This is a genomic window from Mesorhizobium sp. C372A, from assembly GCF_030323245.1.
Taxonomy (GTDB): domain Bacteria; phylum Pseudomonadota; class Alphaproteobacteria; order Rhizobiales; family Rhizobiaceae; genus Mesorhizobium.
In genome coordinates this window covers 1,353,751-1,374,551 of sequence record NZ_CP100475.1, presented here as the reverse complement: position 1 = coordinate 1,374,551, position 20,801 = coordinate 1,353,751, and the positions used below count along the sequence as shown (strand labels likewise).

The 20,801-nt window shown below is 62.4% G+C and carries 22 protein-coding genes and 1 pseudogene; 9 read left to right on the top strand and 14 right to left on the bottom strand.

Translation table 11 applies throughout. From position 1 onward, the window contains the following. Positions 1–270: 270 nt before the first annotated feature. Entirely contained in the window at positions 271–2,091 is a 1,821-nt protein-coding gene (locus NLY42_RS06420) for an ABC transporter ATP-binding protein/permease (protein WP_286489097.1), read from the bottom strand. Between the two features lie 513 nt (positions 2,092–2,604). On the opposite strand from NLY42_RS06420, the gene NLY42_RS06415 reads away from it, so the two are divergent. Next, positions 2,605–3,120 (top strand): Dps family protein, encoded by a 516-nt coding sequence (locus NLY42_RS06415; protein ID WP_023737320.1) that lies wholly within the window; start codon positions 2,605–2,607, stop codon positions 3,118–3,120. Between the two features lie 189 nt (positions 3,121–3,309). On the opposite strand, the gene NLY42_RS31775 is transcribed toward NLY42_RS06415, so the two are convergent. Next, a complete protein-coding gene (locus NLY42_RS31775; RefSeq protein ID WP_352806718.1) occupies positions 3,310–3,936 on the bottom strand; it encodes a sensor histidine kinase in 627 nt (208 codons plus the stop codon). Positions 3,937–4,300: 364 nt separating this feature from the next. On the opposite strand from NLY42_RS31775, the gene NLY42_RS06410 reads away from it, so the two are divergent. The 4 genes and pseudogenes from NLY42_RS06410 to NLY42_RS06395 all read left to right on the top strand — a co-directional run. Beyond that, a complete protein-coding gene (locus tag NLY42_RS06410) occupies positions 4,301–5,011 on the top strand; it encodes an SDR family NAD(P)-dependent oxidoreductase (RefSeq protein WP_023755497.1) in 711 nt (236 codons plus the stop codon). A gap of 23 nt (positions 5,012–5,034) precedes the next feature. Beyond that, positions 5,035–5,271 carry a tautomerase family protein gene (locus NLY42_RS06405; protein ID WP_023737317.1) on the top strand — a complete coding sequence of 79 codons (237 nt, stop codon included), beginning with the start codon at positions 5,035–5,037 and terminating at the stop codon, positions 5,269–5,271. 236 nt (positions 5,272–5,507) lie between these two features. Further along, positions 5,508–5,963: a VOC family protein gene (locus NLY42_RS06400; RefSeq protein WP_023744399.1), complete on the top strand. Its 456-nt coding sequence runs from the start codon at positions 5,508–5,510 to the stop codon at positions 5,961–5,963. Positions 5,964–6,490: 527 nt separating this feature from the next. Further along, a pseudogene (locus NLY42_RS06395) lies at positions 6,491–6,634 on the top strand (LysR family transcriptional regulator); the annotation flags it as partial. 100 nt (positions 6,635–6,734) lie between these two features. Here NLY42_RS06395 and NLY42_RS06390 read toward each other — a convergent pair. Beyond that, the gene (locus NLY42_RS06390) at positions 6,735–7,277 is read right to left on the bottom strand and encodes an autotransporter (RefSeq protein ID WP_023755496.1); all 543 of its coding nucleotides are present in this window, start codon (positions 7,275–7,277) and stop codon (positions 6,735–6,737) included. A 173-nt stretch (positions 7,278–7,450) separates the two neighbouring features. On the opposite strand from NLY42_RS06390, the gene NLY42_RS06385 reads away from it, so the two are divergent. After that, positions 7,451–8,179 carry a GntR family transcriptional regulator gene (locus NLY42_RS06385; RefSeq protein WP_023714481.1) on the top strand — a complete coding sequence of 243 codons (729 nt, stop codon included), beginning with the start codon at positions 7,451–7,453 and terminating at the stop codon, positions 8,177–8,179. A 30-nt stretch (positions 8,180–8,209) separates the two neighbouring features. Here the strand turns inward: NLY42_RS06385 and NLY42_RS06380 are convergent, their stop codons facing one another. Both NLY42_RS06380 and NLY42_RS06375 read right to left on the bottom strand, forming a co-directional pair. Further along, positions 8,210–9,100, bottom strand: a complete 891-nt coding sequence (locus NLY42_RS06380) for a sigma-70 family RNA polymerase sigma factor (protein WP_023755495.1) — start codon at positions 9,098–9,100, stop codon at positions 8,210–8,212. A gap of 32 nt (positions 9,101–9,132) precedes the next feature. Beyond that, positions 9,133–9,441: a hypothetical protein gene (locus tag NLY42_RS06375; protein ID WP_023681378.1), complete on the bottom strand. Its 309-nt coding sequence runs from the start codon at positions 9,439–9,441 to the stop codon at positions 9,133–9,135. Between the two features lie 147 nt (positions 9,442–9,588). Between NLY42_RS06375 and NLY42_RS06370 the strand changes: the two genes are divergently transcribed. Together NLY42_RS06370 and NLY42_RS06365 are read left to right on the top strand one after the other, a co-directional pair. Next, positions 9,589–9,954: a VOC family protein gene (locus NLY42_RS06370; RefSeq protein WP_023672270.1), complete on the top strand. Its 366-nt coding sequence runs from the start codon at positions 9,589–9,591 to the stop codon at positions 9,952–9,954. Positions 9,955–10,007: 53 nt separating this feature from the next. Continuing rightward, positions 10,008–10,856, top strand: coding sequence for an alpha/beta hydrolase (locus tag NLY42_RS06365; protein WP_245261692.1), 849 nt, complete (start codon positions 10,008–10,010; stop codon positions 10,854–10,856). Between the two features lie 85 nt (positions 10,857–10,941). Here NLY42_RS06365 and NLY42_RS06360 read toward each other — a convergent pair whose 3' ends face one another. The 4 genes from NLY42_RS06360 to NLY42_RS06345 all read right to left on the bottom strand — a co-directional run bounded on the left by NLY42_RS06360 (position 10,942) and on the right by NLY42_RS06345 (position 14,271). Further along, positions 10,942–11,928: a Gfo/Idh/MocA family protein gene (locus tag NLY42_RS06360; protein WP_023755494.1), complete on the bottom strand. Its 987-nt coding sequence runs from the start codon at positions 11,926–11,928 to the stop codon at positions 10,942–10,944. Positions 11,929–12,006: 78 nt separating this feature from the next. After that, entirely contained in the window at positions 12,007–12,582 is a 576-nt protein-coding gene (locus NLY42_RS06355) for a YceI family protein (RefSeq protein ID WP_023681381.1), read from the bottom strand. A gap of 69 nt (positions 12,583–12,651) precedes the next feature. Beyond that, positions 12,652–13,230 carry a cytochrome b gene (locus tag NLY42_RS06350; RefSeq protein ID WP_023681382.1) on the bottom strand — a complete coding sequence of 193 codons (579 nt, stop codon included), beginning with the start codon at positions 13,228–13,230 and terminating at the stop codon, positions 12,652–12,654. A gap of 150 nt (positions 13,231–13,380) precedes the next feature. Then, positions 13,381–14,271 carry a LysR family transcriptional regulator gene (locus tag NLY42_RS06345; RefSeq protein WP_023681383.1) on the bottom strand — a complete coding sequence of 297 codons (891 nt, stop codon included), beginning with the start codon at positions 14,269–14,271 and terminating at the stop codon, positions 13,381–13,383. 96 nt (positions 14,272–14,367) lie between these two features. On the opposite strand from NLY42_RS06345, the gene NLY42_RS06340 reads away from it, so the two are divergent. Beyond that, positions 14,368–15,363, top strand: a complete 996-nt coding sequence (locus NLY42_RS06340; protein ID WP_023755493.1) for an aldo/keto reductase — start codon at positions 14,368–14,370, stop codon at positions 15,361–15,363. Positions 15,364–15,511: 148 nt separating this feature from the next. Here NLY42_RS06340 and NLY42_RS06335 read toward each other — a convergent pair whose 3' ends face one another. The 5 genes from NLY42_RS06335 to rplT form a co-directional block, all read right to left on the bottom strand. Further along, entirely contained in the window at positions 15,512–16,114 is a 603-nt protein-coding gene (locus tag NLY42_RS06335; RefSeq protein WP_023744908.1) for a nucleotidyltransferase family protein, read from the bottom strand. A gap of 160 nt (positions 16,115–16,274) precedes the next feature. Beyond that, positions 16,275–18,683 carry a phenylalanine--tRNA ligase subunit beta gene (gene pheT, locus NLY42_RS06330; RefSeq protein WP_023756494.1) on the bottom strand — a complete coding sequence of 803 codons (2,409 nt, stop codon included), beginning with the start codon at positions 18,681–18,683 and terminating at the stop codon, positions 16,275–16,277. 2 nt (positions 18,684–18,685) lie between these two features. Next, positions 18,686–19,132, bottom strand: a complete 447-nt coding sequence (locus NLY42_RS06325) for a GFA family protein (RefSeq protein WP_023696009.1) — start codon at positions 19,130–19,132, stop codon at positions 18,686–18,688. Beyond that, positions 19,129–20,181, bottom strand: coding sequence for a phenylalanine--tRNA ligase subunit alpha (pheS, locus tag NLY42_RS06320; protein ID WP_032891898.1), 1,053 nt, complete (start codon positions 20,179–20,181; stop codon positions 19,129–19,131). Before pheS ends, NLY42_RS06325 begins: the two co-directional genes overlap by 4 nt. Positions 20,182–20,366: 185 nt before the next feature. After that, positions 20,367–20,768, bottom strand: coding sequence for a 50S ribosomal protein L20 (rplT, locus tag NLY42_RS06315; protein WP_023672281.1), 402 nt, complete (start codon positions 20,766–20,768; stop codon positions 20,367–20,369). Between the last annotated feature and the right edge of the window lie 33 nt (positions 20,769–20,801).

Here is a 20,801-nt window from a genome sequence, read left to right as displayed (position 1 = left end):
GGTGCCTCGAAGATGATGCATTGGGTGCTGGCCCGCGATTGGACGAACGTGTCGCCAAGACCATGGTGTCGGTCTGGCAGGGCGGGCCCATCGCTCGGTGATCAAACGGGCACGACCCTCAATCGCGCTGCGAACCTCTGATCTGCAGGTCCCCTGCAGGATAAGCGCTGCATCAAGTGAACTGCGTAGTCATCGCGCAAAATATGGACGTGAGGGACGCTGTCCAACCGGACAGGCGATGGTACCACCCGATGCGATCTGAATATCGATCTATTGCTCGCGGCGGACGGCAGCCGGCTCCGGATCAATGGCGCCGGCCCTGACACGAACAGGTTTCAGCGGCTTGGCACCGGTGTCGTTGACGATTGTCAGGCCACGCGGAAAGAACCGGTTGTGATGCTGGCCGCGCCCGATATTGATGATCGCGGCTCCCTTCAGATGCTTTTCCAGCATCGTCAGCACGCGCCTCAGCGAGGGTCCGTCGAACGCATCCATCGCTTCGTCGATGATCACCCACTTCGGCTGCCGCAACGCGAGCCTGGTCACGCCCAGCAGGCGCTGTTCGTCATCGGCCAACTCATGGTCCCAGCGTCCCACGCGGTCGAGTGACGATGACAGCCGTTCAAGACCAACCTCGGTCAGCACGGCCGAAATGTCGGCATCGCTGGCGGGCGCATGCCCATTCGCGTGATTGAGCACCTCTCGCAACGTGCCGGCCGGCAAATACGGAACACGCGGCACGAAGATGAGAGTTTCTCCAGCCGGCAGGCCGATTTTCCCGCTGCCCCAGGGCCAAAGGCCGGCAATGGCGCGGAAGAACAATGTCTTGCCGGCGCCTGGGTCGCCGGTGATCATGACGCGCTCACCGGGATGGATCTCGACATGGCTGTCTGAAAGTTTGGTGCAGCCCTCCGGCGAGGCCACTTGGAGCTTCTCGAAGGTCAGGCTGCCATTGGCGTTATCGCCGAATTCGATGCGCTTTTCCTTGTCGTGCAACACATCGGTTTCATCGAGCGCAATGCGGAAGTCGGCAACGCGCATCAGCGTGGCGCGCCAGTCGGCGATGCCGCCGATATTGTTGATGAACCAGCGCAGCGACGAGTGCACCTGGTTGAAGGCGCCGACCGCCATCATCAACCCGCCAAAGCTGATATCGCCTGAAAAATAGACCGGCGATGCCACAAGGATCGGCGCCACCACGGTGATCCAGCCATAGGTATCGGTCACCCAGGAAAGGTTGATCTGCGCTTTGTAGATGTTTCGCATCGCGCCCAGCACCGTGCCAAGGTCGATTTCGAGCCGTCTCTTGGCATCGGCTTCGCCGTGATAGAGCGCGATGGCGTCGACATTCTCGTTGACGCGCACCATCCCGGAACGCAGCTCGGCCTCGCGGGTGTAGCGGTCGCTGTTGAGGCGGATCAGCGGCCGCCCGACCAGCCAGCTCAGCCAGGAGGCGATGCCGGCATAGAGGAACGCGGCCCAGACCATGTAGCCCGGTATCGCCAGCGACCAGCCGTTGATGTGGAAGACGAAGCCCGACGAGAGTTGCCAAAGCACGCCGACGAACGACACCAGCAGGATGAAGGATTGCAGCAGGCCGACGCCGAGGTCCGTCGACAGATCGGACAGATGCGCGGCATCCTGCTGCATGCGCTGGTCGGGATTGACGCCGATGGCGCCGGCATTGGCGAGCCGGAAGGCCCGCGCCGGCCGCATCCATTGGTCGATCAGGTCGAGCGTCAGCGCCTCGCGCAGCTTCAGCCGGATCATCTGGTTGAGCCAGGTCTGAGCGATGTTGAGCAGGAGCAGCGTGCCGGCAATCACGGCAAAGATCATCAGCTGATGCAGGAAGGCCGCCATGTCGCGACGCGCCAGCGCATCGTAGAAAGGCTGGTTCCAGCGGTTGAGCAGAACCTGGCCGATCGACGTCGCGACGATGACCGCCATGATGCCGACCGACGTCCAGACCAGCCACTTGCGCACCGGTGAGCCGATCAGCGCCCGTTTGATCGTCGCCACCTGATCGCGCAGGCTGCTGGATTCGACGGTTACCGGCTGAGCGGTGGCGGACTTGTCCGGTTGATCAGCCATGCACGAGGTCCTTGCGTTCAGAAGCGTTGCTGAAACCAGATGGAGATACCTGAAGGCATCCGCCGCTCAAACGGACCGCGAATACACTCGCCGCAGAGAGGCCGGGAACGGGCGCAACCCCAGTTTCCATCATGACGACGAGGACTTCATCGAGCGACGCGATGCTACGACGCGTCGTGCTTGGCCCAAGCGGTATCGGCGACAGGTCTTCGTCATTTGGACATCGGTTTAACGACGCGTACACGATGCCGGTACTGTCCGACACCGTCCATAGCACCTAGGTGTCGGCAAGCAGCTTGAGCTTAACCATTTCAATACGGTAGTTTTTTACGGGGTTTGACGGTGAAGGCGGCCAAATCCTCCTTGCGCCAATTCACGCTTGAAGCCCAAAGTACGATGCGTAGCGTCCCTACGATCGTCCGACACCTTCGTCTGATTGGATCAGAACACGGCATTTCCTATGTGGTTTGTCGAAACGGCGCCGGTGCGCGGCCTATAGAGGGAAGTTGAAAAATGACGCAACAGTTGAGCAAGACAGCCGGTTCGGATCGCTTCCTTCGCACTCCGACAGACCTTGGTTCCGAGGCAACCCGCGACATCGCTGCCGGCCTGGCCGGTCTGCTTGCTGACGTGTTCGCCTTGTATCTTAAGACCAAGAATTTCCACTGGCACATGAGTGGTCCGAATTTCCGGGACTATCATCTCTTGCTCGACGAGCATGGCGACCAGATTTTCGCGATGACCGACGCGATCGCGGAGCGTGCGCGTAAGATCGGCGGAACCACGATCCGTTCGATCTCCGATATCGCGGGACGCCAACGGATCCTCGACAACAACGCCGACTATGTTGATCCCCAGGACATGCTCTCAGAGCTTCATGGCGACAACAAGCAGTTGGTTGCGGAGCTGCGTCGTGTCCATGAGCTGTGCGATAGCTATTCGGACATTGCCACCGCGAGCCTGATCGAAGGATGGATCGACGAAAGCGAACGGCGCAGCTGGTTTCTCTACGAGGTTTGCCGCGCGTGAGCGGAACGTGGGCAAGGTGGCGGATGAGATCCTGCACGCCCGAAAAAAGCACCGGCAAGGATCGCGCACTCCGTTCCGCCGGTCGGGTAGCATGGATCCGTATCGACTCTGCCGCGTGAAACCGGCTCGCCCTCTGCTTGACTCCGATAGGGGACCCAGACCGCGCGATAGCAGTCTCGGGTGCAGAAGCTAGGGCGCTATCAGAGGGAAACGCACACCCACGATCGATCCACGCGGGGTGAATTTCCATTGCACCGAGCCCCCAATTTCCGCCGTCAGCGCGTGTATCAACCACCGCCCTCTTTCTTCTGGCCGATGATAGGCCGCGCATCCGTCGTCGCAGACAACACAACAGACACTGTTGCCACTCCTGTTCAGTGAGACACGGATTGAACCAGGGCTATCCCCTAGGCCGTGCCGTGCTGCGTTCCGGACCAACTCGGAGACGATCAGACCGACCGGCCAGCACCGCGCGGCGTCAAGCCGGATTTCGTCCGTTGCAACAGTCAGCTGAATGCTCCGCTCGCCAAGGGAGGCACGTGAAAGGCTGTGACACAGCTTCCCAACATGATCACCGAGGTCGATGTATCCCTCAGTGATGGGCACGAGAAGCGATTGATGCGCCTCTGCCATCGCCCGCAGACGATCCGCTGCGCGCCTTAACGCCAGCGTAGCCTCTCCGCTGGACGAGGCCAGCGACAGAATCGCTATCGCTTCGCCATATTCGTTGATTACCCGATGGCTAATCTCTTCGACAAGATGCCACGCCAGCGGCTGGCACGATGCCGATGATGGATTCGCACGTCCTGTTAGCATGACCAGATCCTCCGCTAACATCGCCGCACCTCGGAAGCACCGTTCGCGATGTTTCGGAAAATGACAGCAGACCGCGCCGAAACATTCTATTGGGCCAAGGTGTCGGCAATACTTAAGACGGACACACCCCCCTGTGGATGGGCATCGGAGTATTGGCGAGCAGTGCTCGTCCCAGTCAAAAATGCCCGGCGCTTTGGAGACGCCACCCGCCCGCAAAGCGGGTAGGTCGCTGTATAAACCCCGATACCTAAGTATATGCGATACCATTGGACGATGGTTGCCGGGCCATACTGCAAATACGTGTTACCTGGAAAATGACGGGACGCAGTCTGGTTGTTAGTGGTCAGTATCGCCGAGGTCTGTCATGGAAACTGGTCGTAAAGTCGTTGTCATCACCGGCGGGTCGCAGGGCATTGGCGCGGCGTTGGTTGAGGCGTATCTCGGCCGAAATTACCGCGTTGTCGCTACCTCTCGATCTATCAAATCTTCCGATAGCTCGGACTTGCTCACGATCTCGGGTGACATCGGCAACCCGGCGACGGGACCGAGGGTGATCGAGGAAACACTGCAGCGTTTCGGGCGGGTCGACACGCTGATAAACAACGCCGGAGTTTTCCTTGCCAGCAGTTTCACGCATTACACCGCGGAGGATTATGTCCGCGCCGTTGCTACCAATCTGACCGGTTTCTTTTTCGCCACCCAGGCCGCGATCGCCGCAATGGAACGTCAAGCGGGCGGCCATGTCGTCAACATCACAACCAGCTTGGTGAAGCAGGCCAGTTCGAAGGTGCCATCGGTGCTTGCTTCGCTGACCAAGGGCGGAGCTGACGCCGCGACCCGTAGTTTGGCGATCGAATATGCCCGCAGCGGAATCCGGGTGAACGCCGTGTCTCCGGGCGTCATCAGGACGCCGATGCATGCGCCAGAGACGTACGAGAGGCTGGCGGCCTTGCATCCACTGGGTCGGCTGGGTGAGATTTCCGATATCGTCGGAGCGGTCCTCTACCTGGAGGATGCCGCTTTCGTGACCGGAGAAACGCTTCATGTCGACGGCGGCCAGAGCGCTGGCCACTGAGCCATCAGTCAAGGGAGGTTCTTATGCCTATTGTCACCGTCCAGCTCACCCGCGAAGGCATCGAGCCTGGTGTGGATCATGTAACTGTGGAGCAGAAAGCAGCCATCTACAAGGGCGTGAGCGAGGTGCTGCTCGACGTCCTCGGGAAGCCGCTGGACTGGACCTGGGTAGTGTTTGAGGAAGTGGAGATGGAGAATTGGGGTTGGGGCGGGATGCCCGTCGCGGAATACCGCAAGTTGCTGGCCGCGAAGGGCGTTTGAGCCCTGATAGCCTTTCCTGAAAAACATGCTGGGGGTTCAGGTGGGATAGTTTCGTTTTCGACGTAAGCAGCCATGCTGTGTGACGCCGTGGAGGTGGAATGCCGTGTACGTCGCCGGCGTCGGCTAAGAGACGGATCATACAAAAGGCCAACTAAAACCCGTGTCGGCGGAGCGCTATTGAAATCTGTTCTCGCGGGCCATGGCGGATCGCGAAGACCTCGAAATAGGAGTCGCGGATGACGGAAGTACGAGTTGAGGATGAAATCTATGCAATGCCCCCGCAGCATGGCTTCACCGTCGCGCATTTTCTGACCGTCGCCGACATCGAACGCTCAGCTCGATTCTATGAGATGGTCTTCGGAGGACGCATTCTTAGCCTGGGCGATAGCAGCGGCGCGCCGGGATATATCCGCATCGCCAATACCTGGCTCATCGTCAACATCGGCGGCGGCCCCACACCTGACAAACCGTCGGTGACGCTCGGCGTTCCCCCAGATCCCGATTCACTCAGCAGCTTCATGAACATCCGCGTTGCTGATATTCATTACTGCTATCGACGTTGGCAAGGTCGGGGCGCTGAGTTCATCACGGAACCGATGGAAAAGTACGGCGAAACTCGCTGTTACATTCGCGATCCAGACGGCTACATCATCGAAGTGGGTCAGAGTAAGCCGCATGTCGTTTACGGTTAAGCCCTAGAAGGACGTATACCTTCTACTCGAGCCAGGCCTCGGTCTCCGCTAAGATGCTGAGCGGGTCATGCCGGAAATCTGGACGAGCGCCGTTCGGTAGATATTTTCGGGAGATCGCCTGGAAGGTTTCGGGCTATGCTCGCACAAGAAGTTCCATAGGTCGGCCGACATGATAGGTCGGAGACGCCGGGGATCGGTCTGCGCACAGCGAGCTTCCCGATGTCGGCCGTGCGCGTGAACAAAACCGACGTATCCCGGATGAATGGCTCGTCCGGAAAAGAGCAGAACCGCTGTCCTTCGGTGCGCAACGTGGCGAGCATTCCATCGCGCTCGCCGCGGACTAATTATCCAAGCGTGCCTAGTACGGGCTTTTGTCACTGATTTATGCTACAGGCGTGCTACTTTTTTTAAAGAAATAGACCAATAAAATCAGCGCTTAGGCGAAGGCGCGCTGCGTCTCTTCGGGCGCGCCATTTCCGCCGAAACTGTGATTTCCTGCGATCCGCTAGCCGGTCTTTGAGCTCACATATGAAGAGCAGGTCGCGGAACACGTTGCCGAGCACCGCCTCATTCGAGTGCTGGAGAACTGGACGCCGCCTATTCCGGGCTTCTTCATTTATTACCCCAGTCGTCAGCCTGACTGCGCTATAAACGCGCTGCGATGTTCTTGAAACGGGAGAGTACGCGGCGACCGTTATCTGGGCGCAGCGACGCTGAATGCTCATTCACGCCGCCGCGCAGCACGCTCACTTTTCTTCCGCCTTTCCCGGATCAGGGCCCAATAGGCCTCGCTCCAGCCAGATACCGCTCATTGTCAAACGGCTCGGCGTGGGTGCTGTCCGGGCTCCACATGTGGCGGTGGGTCTCCGTCAGATTGCCGAGATAGACATGCAGTGCGCCCGAGCGGGCGCTGCCGGTGTTGGCGACCGCATGCACCGTATCCGGGTTCATATGCACCACCGCGGGCGCCGCGACGTCGTGGCGTTCCGGCGCATCGATCTCGCTGCCGTCGACGGGATAGATGAAGTTGGTCTCGCTGCCCTTGTAGATGCCGATCAGCGCATCCATCAGATGGTTGTGCGGCGGGTACTGCAGGCCGGGCGAAAGCGTGATGTGGTAGATGGTCAAGTCAGGGCTGGCATGCAGCAGCACCTCATCGTCGTCTTCCTCATGCGCGAGCACGCCTGATGCATGGAAGCGATCGGTGTGTTCGCGCAGCACCGCCTTGACCCGTTCGATGGCATGAGCACCTTTGGCTGCGTTGACGATATCGGCGGTTACGGCGTAGAGAGGCGAGTTGGCGGCAAGAGACATTTGTCGTCATCTCCATTGGGAAGCTCAACCAATACAGCTGAGATGCTCAGGCTAGCGAATGCCGACAGACCCGTCAACCGGATGGTCGAAACCGGCAAGCAGACTACGCGGGCAGACTACGCGGGCAGACCACGCGGGCAGACCACGCGGGCAGACCAAACGGGCAGGCAGATATGGCTCTTCCGAAATCAGTGTCACCGTCCGCCGTCAAGGCGCCGTCGACCGCCGACATATTGCGCAGCGAGGAAGCTTATGAGCAGCTGAAGAGCGACATCGTCGCCTGCGTCCTGCAACCCGGCGAAAGCCTGACCGAAAAGCAGATCGGCGACCGCTACCAGATCAGGAAGGCGACGATCCGCTCGGCTTTGGCCCGCCTGACGCAGGAAGGGCTGATCAAGAGCGAGCCGCGCCGCGGTTATGTCATCGCACCGCTTAGCCTGCGCGACGTCAACGAGATCTTCGACGTCCGCAGCCTGATCGAACCGGAAGTGTTCCGGGTGGCCGCGGCAAACCTCACCGAACGCGGGCTCGACGACATCAGGCTGGCGGCGCAGAAGGTGCTGAAGCCGGAGACGCTGCGCAGCCATGTCGCCTTTCTAGCGGCCGACCGCGCCTTTCGCCTGGCCCTGGCTGAACTCTCTGGCAATCTGCGCCTAGTTCGCCTGCTCGACCAAACGCTCGACCAGTCGGAGCGTGTCCTCCATCTCGGCTTCAAATCGCGCGACTTCACGCAAGCGATCATCGGCCAGCAGAAGGAGTTGGTGCTTGCCTGCGAGCTGGCCGAAGTCTCGGCCATCGCAAAGCTTGCCCGCTCGCAGTGCCTGTCGCTCAAGAAGCAGGTGCTCGAGGCCTTGCTCGCCGGCTCCAAGCTGCAGGACGCCAATTTGCAAAGCTTCGCCTGAGGCGCGAAGCCTGCGCTCTCTGGCCGATGCTTACGCGTCGATGAAGCGGATGTCCGCATCGGCAAGGCAATAGGGCGCGTAGCGGAAATCGCGGATATGGCTGACCTTTCCATCCTGCCAGTCGACCAGCATGAAGCCGCGCACGGCGTCATCTCCCGCTTGCGGGTTGCGGATCAGGATGGCCGGCCTGCCGTCGACGAAGCCGAGCGACAGCGCCCAGTCCTGGACACGGTCGTAATTGCCGAAATAGTTGGAAACCTGCGCCTTACCGCGCATGCGGGTGCGGTTGACGATTTCAAGCTGGATATCCTCGGCGATCAACGCGCGCACGGCGTCGAAGTCGCGCGCGTTGAACAGGTCGACATAGCGGCGCAGGCGCCGCTCGTCACCGGCGTCGAGCTTTGGGGCAGGCGCCTGCTCGTCCTGTGACGCCAGCAGGCGCAGCTGCGACCGCCCGCGATGGAGCGCTGCCTTGGTCGCAGCCAGGGTCGCGCCGGACACTTCGCAGGTTTCGTGCAGGCTGAGGCCAAGCACGTCGACAAGGATCACGGCGCTGCGCTGCACTGTTGCCAGCTGCATGAAGCTTCGCAGGCTGGCGGCGGTGGCGAGCCTCGCATCGGCGCTTGCTGAGGGGTCTTCGATCGTCGTCATGTCGGTCTCGCTCATGCGCGCCTGCTCCCGCTGGCGCCGGCGCAGATGATCCTGCGCGGCATTGTGGGCTATGCGGAACAGCCATTGCTCCGGACGCCCAACGGTGGCGTCGCCGTCGATGGCCTGCAGTGCCTTGATCAGTGTCTCCTGGACGATGTCCTCGCCATCGATCACCGAGCCGGCCATGCGGGCGCAGTAGCGGTGCAGCTTCGGTCGCAAGGCGCCGAGCATCGCCTCCAGGGCAACGCGGTCGAGTTTTGCTGTGTTCATCCTGTCCGTTCCCAAAATGCCGGTCTTTGCATTCAAGCCGGCACGACCTCGCCGGCCAGCATACGATAATTGCCGACGATCTTTGCCGGCGATCTGGCAAGCGGCGTCGAGCGGCGCCCGGCATGATCGGCGCTGAAGGCCTTGAAGGCTGCGAGCCCCGTCAGGCCGTCGCCATCCTGGCTGACAAGATGGATGAACTCGCCATTCTCCAGTTCCAGGACGAGGTAGCGCACGGATTGCGGCTTCGTGTCGTCGAGTGCCTCGAACACCTGTGCAACCAGCATACGGTTCTCGGCGATGCTTTCGTCCTTCACGCCGTAGCGGATGAGATTGTAGCCCATTGTCGTCTCCTGTTTTTCAACTCTGCACAGAGAAGACGTTTCGCGGCCTCGAAAAGATTCGTCGCCCGGCGAATCTTTTCGATCGTCCGGATCGTCTTTCCCGTCGACGGCTGCGCGGCAGCCGTCCAGGAGCAGGAGAGACCCATCATGCACATCCAGTTTGCCGAATTGCCGGTGTTCGACCAGGACCGCGCCAAGGCCTTCTACACCGGACATCTTGCTTGCCAAGTGGCGGAGGACCAGCTGATGGGCGACAGCGGCTGGCGCTGGATCGAGCTGACATTTCCCGGCGCCGTCACCAATTTGCATTTCGTCAAACGCCCCGATGACACGCCGGGCACTGAGCCCGTGCTGGTGCTCGTTGATGGCGATGTCGAGGCAACGGTCGCGGGCCTGAAGGCGCGCGGCGTCGAAATCATCACCGAGCCGCAGGAAGCGCCTTGGCAGCCGGGCCGCACAGTCGCCGAATTCCGCGACAGCGAGGGCAACCGCATGGTTGTCGCCAGCAAATGATCGGACCCGGCGCAAAGCCGAACTTTGACATGAGAACAACAGGAGAGATGGACATGACCCCCCAAACGTCGACGCTGAAAGTACCGGGCGCCAGCCTCTATTATGAGATGCGCGGTTCCGGCCCCGTACTGTTGATAATCCCCGGCGGACCGCAGGACGCCGGCGTCTTCGCCGATGTCGCGGGCCACCTCGCCGACCGCTACACGGTGGTCGCCTATGATCCGCGCGGCAATTCGCGCAGCACCTTCGACGGAGAGCCGCAAGAGCAGGACCTCGATGTCCATGGCGACGATGCCGCGCGATTGATCGAGGCGCTTGGCGCCGGACCGGCCTATGTGTTCGGCACCAGCGGCGGCGCCCAGATCGGGCTCAACCTCGCCGCCCGCCATCCCGGCCGGGTTCGTGCACTGGTGGCGCATGAGCCGCCCAGCATGATGCTGCTCGACGACCCGTCGCCGTCACTGGCCGGCATGCGCGACCTGCACGACACCTATCGCAGCCAGGGTGTCGAGGCGGCGATGCAGAAATTCTTCAGCGAGAACAGCCTGTCGGAAGGGCCGGGTCAGGATGAAGCCGGGCCGCAGGACGGACCGCCTTCGTTCGAACCGTCGCCCGAGGAGGCCGAGACCTTTGCCAGGGTCAGCGGCAATTTCGAATACTGGCTGGCGCATGGCGTCATGCCGCTGTCGCTCTACCGTCCTGATATCGAGGCGCTGCGCGGCCGCCCGGTCGTGGTCGGCATCGGCGAAGAGTCCATCGGCCAGCCGATCGACGGCATGGGCAAGGCGCTGGCCGACGGGCTCGGCAGCAAGCGCGCCGCCTTCCCCGGCGACCACATGGGCTTTGCGCCCTATCCCGACCGCTTCGCCGAGACCTTGCACCTGACGCTCAGAGGCGCGTGAGATCGTCAGTTCAACAGGAAAGGAGCGTCCGCATGCACAATGCGGACGCCCTTCTCCCATGAAATTACCCGCTAAGATTGCTGTATCAGACGGCCTCCCAGCCTTCCTTGCCGCCGGCGCGGAAGATGGCGTCGATGACCTTCTGGTTGAGCACGGACTCCTCCAGCGTGAAGACACGCTCCTTGCCACCCTGTGCCGCCCTGGCAAACGTCTCGACCTCGCGCCGGTATTGCTGCGTGCCGGGAAAGCGGAACACCTGCGCCTCCGTATGGTTCTGGTTGTGCAATTCGATGCGGTGATGGTCGTAGAGCCCGGCATTGAACGGCGAGAACACCTCGATGAAACCCTTCTCGCCGTGGAACACCATCACCTGCCGCGCCGCCATCTGCGTCGACAGATAGAAGGACAGTTCGAAATCGCCGAAATCGGCGCGGATCGAGGAATAGATGTCGGTGCCGAATTTCTTGTCGCGCTCGATCGTCGCCTGCACGCGCAGTGGCTCCTTGCCGCTCGAAAACCGCGTCGACACCGTCGGATAGACGCCGATATCAGGCAGCGCGCCGCCGCCGAGATCGAGCTGGTTGCGCATGTTGGTGGGATCGACATTGTAATAGGAGAAGGCGCCCTGCACATGGCGCAGCCGGCCGATGGCGCCATCGGCGATGAGATCGCGCACCTTGATCCATTGCGGGTGGTAGATGACCATGAAGGCCTCGCAGACCAGCACCTTCTTCTGGTCGCGCAGCTTGATCAGCGGTGCGATATTCTTGGCGTCGAGCGCCAGCGGCTTTTCCACCAGCACATGCTTGCCCGCTTCGATGGCCTTGGCCGTCCACTCGACATGCTGCGAGGTCGGCAGCGGGATGTAGACGCCGTCGACGTCTTTCGAAGCCAGCAGCTCCTCATACGAACTAAAGGCATGCCTGGCGCCGAACCGCTCGCCCAGGGCCTCGGCCTTCGACAGGTCGCGGCTGGCGATCGCGGACAAAACGCCATTCTCGGCCTCGACGATTGCCGGCAACAATTGCTCGCGGCCGATCTTGGCCGTCGACAAAACACCCCATCGGAACATCAGGCTTCTCCTATCGATTTACAGGCGAGGAGGTTTGCCCGAAATTGCAGGAAAAGCCAATGCGGATCGCTGGTCCTGCTAGCCTCGCTTGCCCGTTAGCGTCATGTCGAAATTGACGATATTCGAATAGATCGGCGTGCCGACATCCATGCCGTACCGGGAGCGCAGCACCTTGCCGGTGACGTGGAATTTAATGACGCCGCCCTTCAGCCCGCCGAGCTCGGCAGTGAACTTTTCCGCAAACGTCTTGCCGCGCGCCGTCAGCCGGCCGCTGACCAGCGCCGTGGTGTCGCTGGTTCGGGTTACGCTGGTCGAGCGGAACTGGATTTCGGGGCTGTTGGCCACGTCGAACACCGCATCGGAGCGCAGGAAGGCGTCGATGCGGCCCTGGCCGGTGCCGACGCTTTCGGGATAGATGGTGAAGTTGACCGCGGAACGGCCGACATCGCTGTTGTCGATGCGGATGGAGCCCTTGAAGCGGCCAAAGGCGCCGTCGAGGCCGCCGCCACCGACCTTGCCGATGGAGAAGCGAATGCTGGAGCTGGCCGGGTTGACCGTGTAGCTGCCGGCGGCGTCGCCGAGGTCCACAGCGGCGGAGACAGGCATGGCAAGGCAAGCGGCAACAGCCGCCAATCCGAAGATGCGCGCATACATGGGTTTTGTCCTTACTGGGGCAGGCGAAGTGTTGCGCCCTCACTCCAATGAACGAATGCGCGGCGCGCGCTATTCCATGTCCTGATCTGACGAAGGCGTGATCATGCGCGTGAGCACGCTGTCGCGCAGCCAGAAATGATGCCGCAGCGCCGCCAGCGCATGCAGCGCAACCAAGGCAATGCCGGCATAGGCGAGATACCAGTGTGCTGCCGCCCAGAAGTTTTCCGCCGCATCGGACACGCCGAGCGGCAGGTTCGGCATCACGAAAAGGTTGAACGGCATGCTGGGGATCTCCAGCATCGACACCGAAACCAGTGCCCAGCCGGACAGCGGCACCGCGAGCTGGAAGCCATAAAGTGCCAGATGCGCCAGCGGCGCCGTCCGACGCTCCAGGCCTCCGACCGAGGCCGGCAAGGCCGGGGCCGCATTGCCGAGCCGCCAGGCAATGCGCAGGATGAGGAGGCCGAGCAGCAGGAAGCCGAAGGATTTGTGCAGCTGGATCAGCTCGAAGGCGGTGCGCTGGCTGGTCAACCGCACCATGATGAAGCCGAGCATGAACTGGCCGATGAACAGGATGCCGATCAGCCAGTGGAGGACGATCGCCGCCCAGCCGTAGCGGGTTGAGTTGTTGGTGATGAATGCCGGCATGGCTGGTGAACGAATGGCAGCTGGGCTTTCTTCCACCCTCCCCCTTGTGGGGAGGGTCGGCGCGAAGCGACGGGGTGGGGGGTAGCGCCCTACGAAGACCCCCACCCCGATCCGCTACGCGGATCGACCCTCCCCACAAGGGGGAGGTGGCTAAGCACCGACCTTGAAGAAATCCACAAACGCCCGCAGCGCCGGGCGCATCTGGCGGCGGCTGGGGTAGTAGACGAAGAAACCGTCGAAGGGCGGACACCAGTCTTCCAGCACGCGGATCAAGCGGCCGTCGGCGAGCGGCGCGCGCACATAATCGTCGAAGACGAAGGCGAGCCCTGCGCCGTCGACCGCTGCCTGGGCGATCAGATGGTCTTCGTCGAGGATCAGCGGCCCTTGCGCCGCGATCTCGATCTCTTCGCCATCCTTCTCGAATTCCCAGCGGTAAAGAATGCCGCTGGAAAAACGGAAGCGGATGCAGCGGTGGTCGGCAAGATCGCGCGGATGGCGGGGTCTTGGCATGGTCGCGAAATAGGATGGCGCGCCGACCGCGGCGCCGCGAAGGTCCGGTCCGATGCGCACCGCGATCATGTCGCGCTGCAGGCTCTCACCGAGCCGCACGCCGGCATCGAAGCCGCCTTCGACGACGTCGGTGAAGCGATCCTCGATGACGATTTCCAGCACGATGTCGGGATAGGCCGCGGCAAAGCCGCCGAGCCTGGGCGTCAATGCCAGGTGGGCCGCGGTGCGCGGCACGGTCAGCCGCAGGTTCCCGGCCGGCCGGTCGCGCGCCTCGATCGCCGTTTCCAGCGCCAGATCGATCTCGGACAGCGCCGGCCGCAGCCGTTCGAGCAGCTGCGCGCCCTCCTCCGTTGGTGCCACGCTGCGGGTGCTGCGCGCCAAAAGCCGCACGCCGAGCCGCGCCTCCAGGCTGGACACGGCATGGCTAACTGCCGAGGGCGCGATGGCCAGTTCGCGCGCCGCGCCGCGAAAACTACCGCATTGGGCGACTGTTGCCAGTACAGCGAGTTGAGAAAGATGCGCTCGGTTCATTGCTCTATTTTATAGAACAGCCCGTGCGAATGACAGCCAATTATCGAACGTAAAGCCAGGCGCTATCTCTGTTTCATCGCAACAAGGAGATGCGCCATGAAAACCCGCAAACTTGGTACTGAGCTCGAAGTCTTCCCCGTCGGCCTCGGCTGCATGGGCATGAGCTTCGCCTATGGCGGTCAGGCAGAGGCCGACGCAATCGCCACTTTGCGCCGCGCTGTCGAGATCGGCGTGACGTTTTTCGACACGGCCGAAGTTTACGGCCCCTTTGAGAACGAGATACTTCTCGGCAAGGCGTTGAAGCCGGTGCGCGACAAGGTGACGATCGCGACCAAATTCGGCTTCAAGATTTCCGAGGAAGGCTCGGGCCTCGAACGCATGGTCGGCGTCGATAGCCGCCCGGAGCACGTCAAGGCGGTGGCCGAAGCCTCGCTGAAGCGGCTCGATACCGATGTTATCGACCTCTACTACCAGCACCGCGTCGATCCCGACGTGCCGATAGAGGACACGGTCGGTGCCATGGCGGAGCTGGTGCGCGATGGCAAGGTGCGGGCGCTGGGCCTGTCGGAGGTCAGTGCCGCCACCATCCGCCGGGCGCACGCCGTGCATCCGATCGCTGCCGTGCAGAGTGAGTACTCGCTTTGGAGCCGCGACCCCGAAGACGAAGTGTTCGATGTCTGCCGCGAACTCGGCATCGGCTTCGTCCCCTACAGCCCGCTCGGTCGCGGCCTGCTCACCGGCACCATCGCCAAGCCCGAAGCCCTCAGCGACGACGACTGGCGCCGCACCTTGCCGCGTTTCCAGGCCGACGCCATGGCGGCAAACGCCAAGGTCATTGCGACGCTGGAAAAGCTGGCGGTGGAAAAAGGCGTCACCTCGGCCCAGCTGGCGCTGGCCTGGGTGCTGCACCAGGGCGACTTCATCGTGCCGATCCCCGGCGCAAGAAAGATACGCCATCTCGAGCAGAACACGGCGGCGGTCGGGATCGAGCTGAGCGCGGCTGAGGTCGCGGCGATCGGCGATGCGCTGTCGCCGGACAAGGTGGTTGGCAAGCGCTATACGGAGGAGCTGTTGGCGCTGGTGAATGGGTGAGTGCCTTTACCCTCCCCCTTGTGGGGAGGGTCGATCCGCGAAGCGGATCGGGGTGGGGGTCCTCGTGAGGCGCACCCCCACCCCGTCTCTCTGTCTCCGCCTCGCTGCGACAGCGAGCCGACCCTCCCCACAACGGGGAGGGTAAGTCTCACCACGGCACCACCGTAATCTCCGGCCAGCACGCCTTCGCCCTCGCCCCCTTGGCCTCATGCGTGCGCCTGTTATCCATCAGCCGGTTGGGCGTGATGCGAAACGCGAAGAGGTCATCCAGCCCGAACGGCGCCACGACCTCAAGCTGCCCATCGGCATCGTATCGCACCCCGACCGCATGCGTCTTCGAAGCAAAATAGCTCACCGACTCGCTGGAACTCGTATAGCGCGGGCAGGGCTGGCCGAATTTCTGCGGATACCACAGATGCACCCGTGCCTGGTTGCGCACCTCGGCCGGCAGAGCCAGCCCCTCGAAATGCTGCGCGGCTCGACGGATGACCGCGTCCTCGGCCTCGTAGGACAGGTCGCTGTCATCGAAGTAGAAGAGATCGACATCCTTGATGCCGTAGCCCGGCGCCTTGCCGGTCAGATGGTTCCAGATGCTGTTGTAGAGCGCGCCGGACACCACCAGCCAATCCGGCAACGCCAGCGTGCGGGCCCGCTCCAGCGCGTCGCTGACGAGCGCATCCGCCAACACGATGGCGAGAAACGCTTCGCGCTGGGCTTCGAACGGCAGACCGGAATAGCGCAGATGGTCCATCACCCTTTGGAGAGCGATTCGCCACCTGCCGGCAATCCTCAGAAGCAATTCCAGGAAAGTGTGTAGCGGTTTTCCCGGGAAAGCGCGCCGCGCTTTCCCTAAGACGCGCTTTCCCTAAGAATTGCGTGAACTCGAAATACGTAGGGCGGCGTTAGCCGCTCTACGTCCTCAACACGCCGCCCGTTTGCGTGCCGACATTGTCGACGACGCGCTTGGCCAGCGCCTCGAAATCTTCGTCGGTGAGCGTCTTTTCAACCGGCTGGATAGATACTTCGATGGCGATCGACTTCTTGGCGGCGCCAAGCGAAGCTCCTTCGAAGACGTCGAACACCGAAACGCCGGTGATGAGCTTCTTGTCGGCGGCGAGTGCCGCGCGCACCAGCGTGCCGGCTTCTATCGTCTTGTCGACCACGAAGGCGAAATCACGCTTCACTGCCTGGAATGCGGACAGCTCCAGCTTCGGCTTGGTTTTCGTCGGCTTGGCCTTCGGCTCCGGCACGGCGTCGATATAGACCTCGAAGCCGCAGATCGGTCCGGAAACGTCCAACCCCTCCAGCGTCTTCGGGTGGAACTCGCCGAAGGTGCCGAGCACTGTCTTCGGGCCGAGCTTGATCGTGCCGGAGCGGCCGGGATGATACCAGGCCGGACCGCCTGGCTCGATCTGCAGCCTGTCGACCGGCGCGCCGCAGGCTTCCAGCGCTGCAATCGCGTCGGCTTTCGCGTCGAACACGCCGACCGGGCCGGAATTGCCGGCCCAACTGCGGCCGGAACCGTCGAGCTTGGCGGTGCCGCGGCGCACACCGGCGGCAACGCGCCGCTGCTGGTCGGGGCCGTCGCCCTCATAGGTACCGGAGACCTCGAACAGCGCGACATCGCCGATGCCCTTGTCGGCATTGCGCTGCGCGGCGACGATCAGGCCGGGCAACAGCGAGGGCCGCATATCGGACATGTCGGCTGCAATCGGATTGGCGAGCTTCAGCGCCGTCTGGCCGCCGCCGAACAGTTCGGCGTGTTTGGCCGGGATGAACGACCAGGTGAGAACCTCCAGCATGCCCCGCACGGCGAGCGAGCGCTTGGCAGTGCGGGTGCGAACCTGCAGCGTCGTCAGTATCTTGGAGTTGACCGCGTCATGCGCGCCGAGCGGCTGCGGCGCGATGTTGTCGACGCCGTGGATGCGCATCACTTCCTCGACCAGGTCGGCCTTGCCGTCGACGTCAGGACGCCAGGACGGCACAGCGACATCGACGACGTCGCCCGAGCCTGACGGCTTGAAGCCGAGGCGGGTCAGGATGTCGAGGCTTTCCGCCTTCGGCACCTCGATGCCGGTCAGCCGCTTCACTTCCGAGATCGGGAAGGAAACGATCTTCGGCTTGTAGCCGGCATAGCCGACCACCTCCGTCTCGGTCGGCTCTCCGCCGCAGAACTCCAGCACCAGCTTTGTCGCCAGTTCGACGCCGGGCACCATGAATTCCGGGTCGACGCCACGCTCGAAACGGTAACGGGCATCGGTGATGATGCCGAGCGTACGGCCGGTGCGGGCCGTGGTGATCGGATCCCAAAGAGCGGATTCGATCAGCACGTCCGTGGTGTTCTCGTCGCAGCCGGAATGCTCGCCGCCCATGACACCGGCGATCGATTCGACGCCATTGTCGTCGGCGATCACGTACATCTGCGGCGTCAGCGTGTATTCGCGCCCGTCGAGCGCCAGCACCTTCTCGCCGTCGCGTGCGCGGCGCACGACGAGATTGCCGGCGACCTTCTTGGCATCGAACACATGCAGCGGCCGGCCACGGTCGAAGGTGACGTAGTTGGTGATGTCGACAAGCGCGCTGATCGGGCGCAAGCCGATGGCGATCAGCCGCTGCTGCAGCCATTTCGGCGACGGCCCGTTCTTCACGCCTTTCACCAGGCGCAGCGCGAAGCCGGGGCAGAGCTCCGGCGCCTCGATGGTCACCTTGACCGGCGTTTCACCTTTGCCAAGGACCGCTTCGACCGGCGCGGTCTTGAGCCGGCCAAGCCCGCTTGCCGCCAGGTCTCGGGCGACGCCGTAAATGCTGGTCGCATCCGGCCGGTTCGGCGTCAGATTGATCTCGATCATCGGATCGTCGAGATGCGCGTAAGCCGCGAAGCTGGTGCCGACAGGCGCGTCGGCCGGCAGGTCGATAATGCCGCTATGCTCATCCGACAGTTCCAGCTCGCGCTCGGAGCACATCATGCCATGGCTTTCGACGCCGCGGATTTTGCCGACGGTCAGCGTCACGTCGATGCCGGGCACATACGTGCCAGGCGCGGCGAAGGCGCCGATCAGGCCGGCGCGGGCATTCGGTGCACCGCACACCACCTGGACAGGGGCTGCGCCATTGCCGGTGTCGACGGTCAGCACCCGCAGCCGGTCGGCGTCGGGATGCTGCACCGCCGTCAGCACCTTGGCGATGACGAACGGCTTCAGGCCGGCCTTGTCGTCGACATGCTCGACTTCGAGGCCGATCGAGGTCAGCCTCTCGACGATCTCGTCGAGCGAGGCGTCGGTGTCGAGATGATCCTTGAGCCAGGAAAGGGTGAGTTTCATCACTATGTTCCGTTTTGTCTGTACCCGCCCGGACCTTGTCCATCGGGTCTGGGCACGCTTGTCTTCAAATGGCGCGGCAAGTCGTCGGGCATATGCACGAAGGGCAGCTGCTCGCGCACATAGGCATGGTGCGTCGGCCGGAAATAGGCCGGCATGTCCATGGCGCCCAGCATGAAATAGATGTGGTCTTCCAGCCGCTCGTCGACATAGGCGATAGGCGAGCCGCAAATGCCGCAGAACGAGCGCGTCACCGGCCCGTTCTCGTACATCTTCAGCGCCTTGCCGGTGAAAGCCACCTGCTCGGTCAGGAAGCCGACAAAGGCCGACACCGGCGCGCCGCTGGCGCGCCGGCAATCGCCGCAATGGCAATAGCTGATATGGTGCGGTTCGACTGATGCCTCGAACCGTACCGCGCCGCAGCGGCAGCCACCCGTGTGCGGCGCCGTCATGCGGAAAGACCTCCGAACAGCGTCGGCATGTCGAGCGGCCTGAAACCGTAATGCGACAGCCAGCGCACATCGGCGTCGAAGAAGGCGCGCAGGTCCGGCATGCCGTATTTCAGCATGGCGATGCGGTCGATGCCCATGCCCCAGGCAAAGCCCTGATATTCGTCGGGATCGAGCCCGCCGGCGCGCAGCACATTGGGGTGGACCATGCCGCAGCCGAGGATCTCCATCCAGTCGGAGCCTTCGCCGAATCGCACTTCGCCGGGCCGCGAGCGGTCGCACTGGATGTCGACCTCGAGGCTGGGCTCGGTGAACGGGAAGAAGGACGGCCGGAAGCGCATCTTGACCTGCGGCACCTCGAAGAAAGCCTTGCAGAATTCTTCCAGCACCCACTTCATGTTGGCGACATTGGCCGATTTGTCGATCACCAGCCCCTCGACCTGATGGAACATCGGCGAGTGGGTAGCGTCGGAATCCTGCCGGTAGGTCTTGCCGGGAATGACGATGCGGATCGGCGGCTTCTGCTTCTCCATGGTGCGGATCTGTACCGGCGAGGTGTGCGTGCGCAACAGCTTGCGCTCGCCCTTTTCGTCCGGCTGGAAAAAGAAGGTATCGTGCATCTCGCGCGCCGGATGCCCTTCGGGGAAATTCAGCGCGGTGAAATTGTAATAGTCGCTCTCGACATCGGGACCTTCTGCGATGGCAAAGCCGAGATCGCCGAAGATCGCCGCGATCTCGTCGATGACCTGGCTGATCGGATGGATGCGGCCGCGCTCGGCCGGCGATTGCCGCACCGGCAGCGTCACGTCGACCGTCTCGGCGGCGAGGCGCGCAGTGACAGCAACATCCTTCAGCTCGGCCTTGCGTGTCGTCAGCGCTTCGGTGACGCGGTTCTTCAGGCCGTTGATCGCGGGGCCCTTGACCTGGCGCTCCTCGGCGCTCATCGCGCCCAGTGTCTTCAGCAATTCCGAGATCGACCCCTTTTTGCCGAGAGCCGCGACGCGCACGGCTTCGATAGCAGCCTCATCGGCGGCCGACGCGACGTCGGCCATCAGGGAGTTTTCGAGAGTATCCAAGCCGGTAGCTATGTCGTTCACGGTCAAACTCGCTGTGTTGGGAGTCAACTTTGAGGTGAAAGTCACTTTCAAGTTGAAAGTTCAGCCATAAGAAAAACCCGCGCCAGCCGTGCCAGCGCGGGTTCCCCAATCAGAATTGCGAATGCTGGGAAGCGCTGGTCTTAGGCGACAGCGCTTTCAAAAGCATTCGGGGTGGTGTTCTTCAGATATTCGAGCGCGACCTTGGCCTTGGCCACGAGTGCGGCGAACGCCTGCGGTTCATGGATGGCCATGTCGGACAGGATCTTGCGATCGATCTCGATACCGGACTTGTTGAGGCCGTCGATGAAGCGGCCATAGGTCAGGCCATGCTCGTGCGTCGCGGCGTTGATGCGCTGGATCCACAGCGCGCGGAACGAGCGCTTGCGGTTCTTGCGGTCGCGATACGCATACTGCATCGACTTTTCGACCGCCTGCTTGGCGATGCGAATGGTGTTCTTGCGGCGGCCGTAGAAGCCTTTCGCGGCTTTCAGGACCTTCTTGTGCTTGGCGTGCGAGGTGACGCCTCTTTTTACGCGTGCCATGTCATGATCTCCTTAAACGCTGTTCCTGAAACC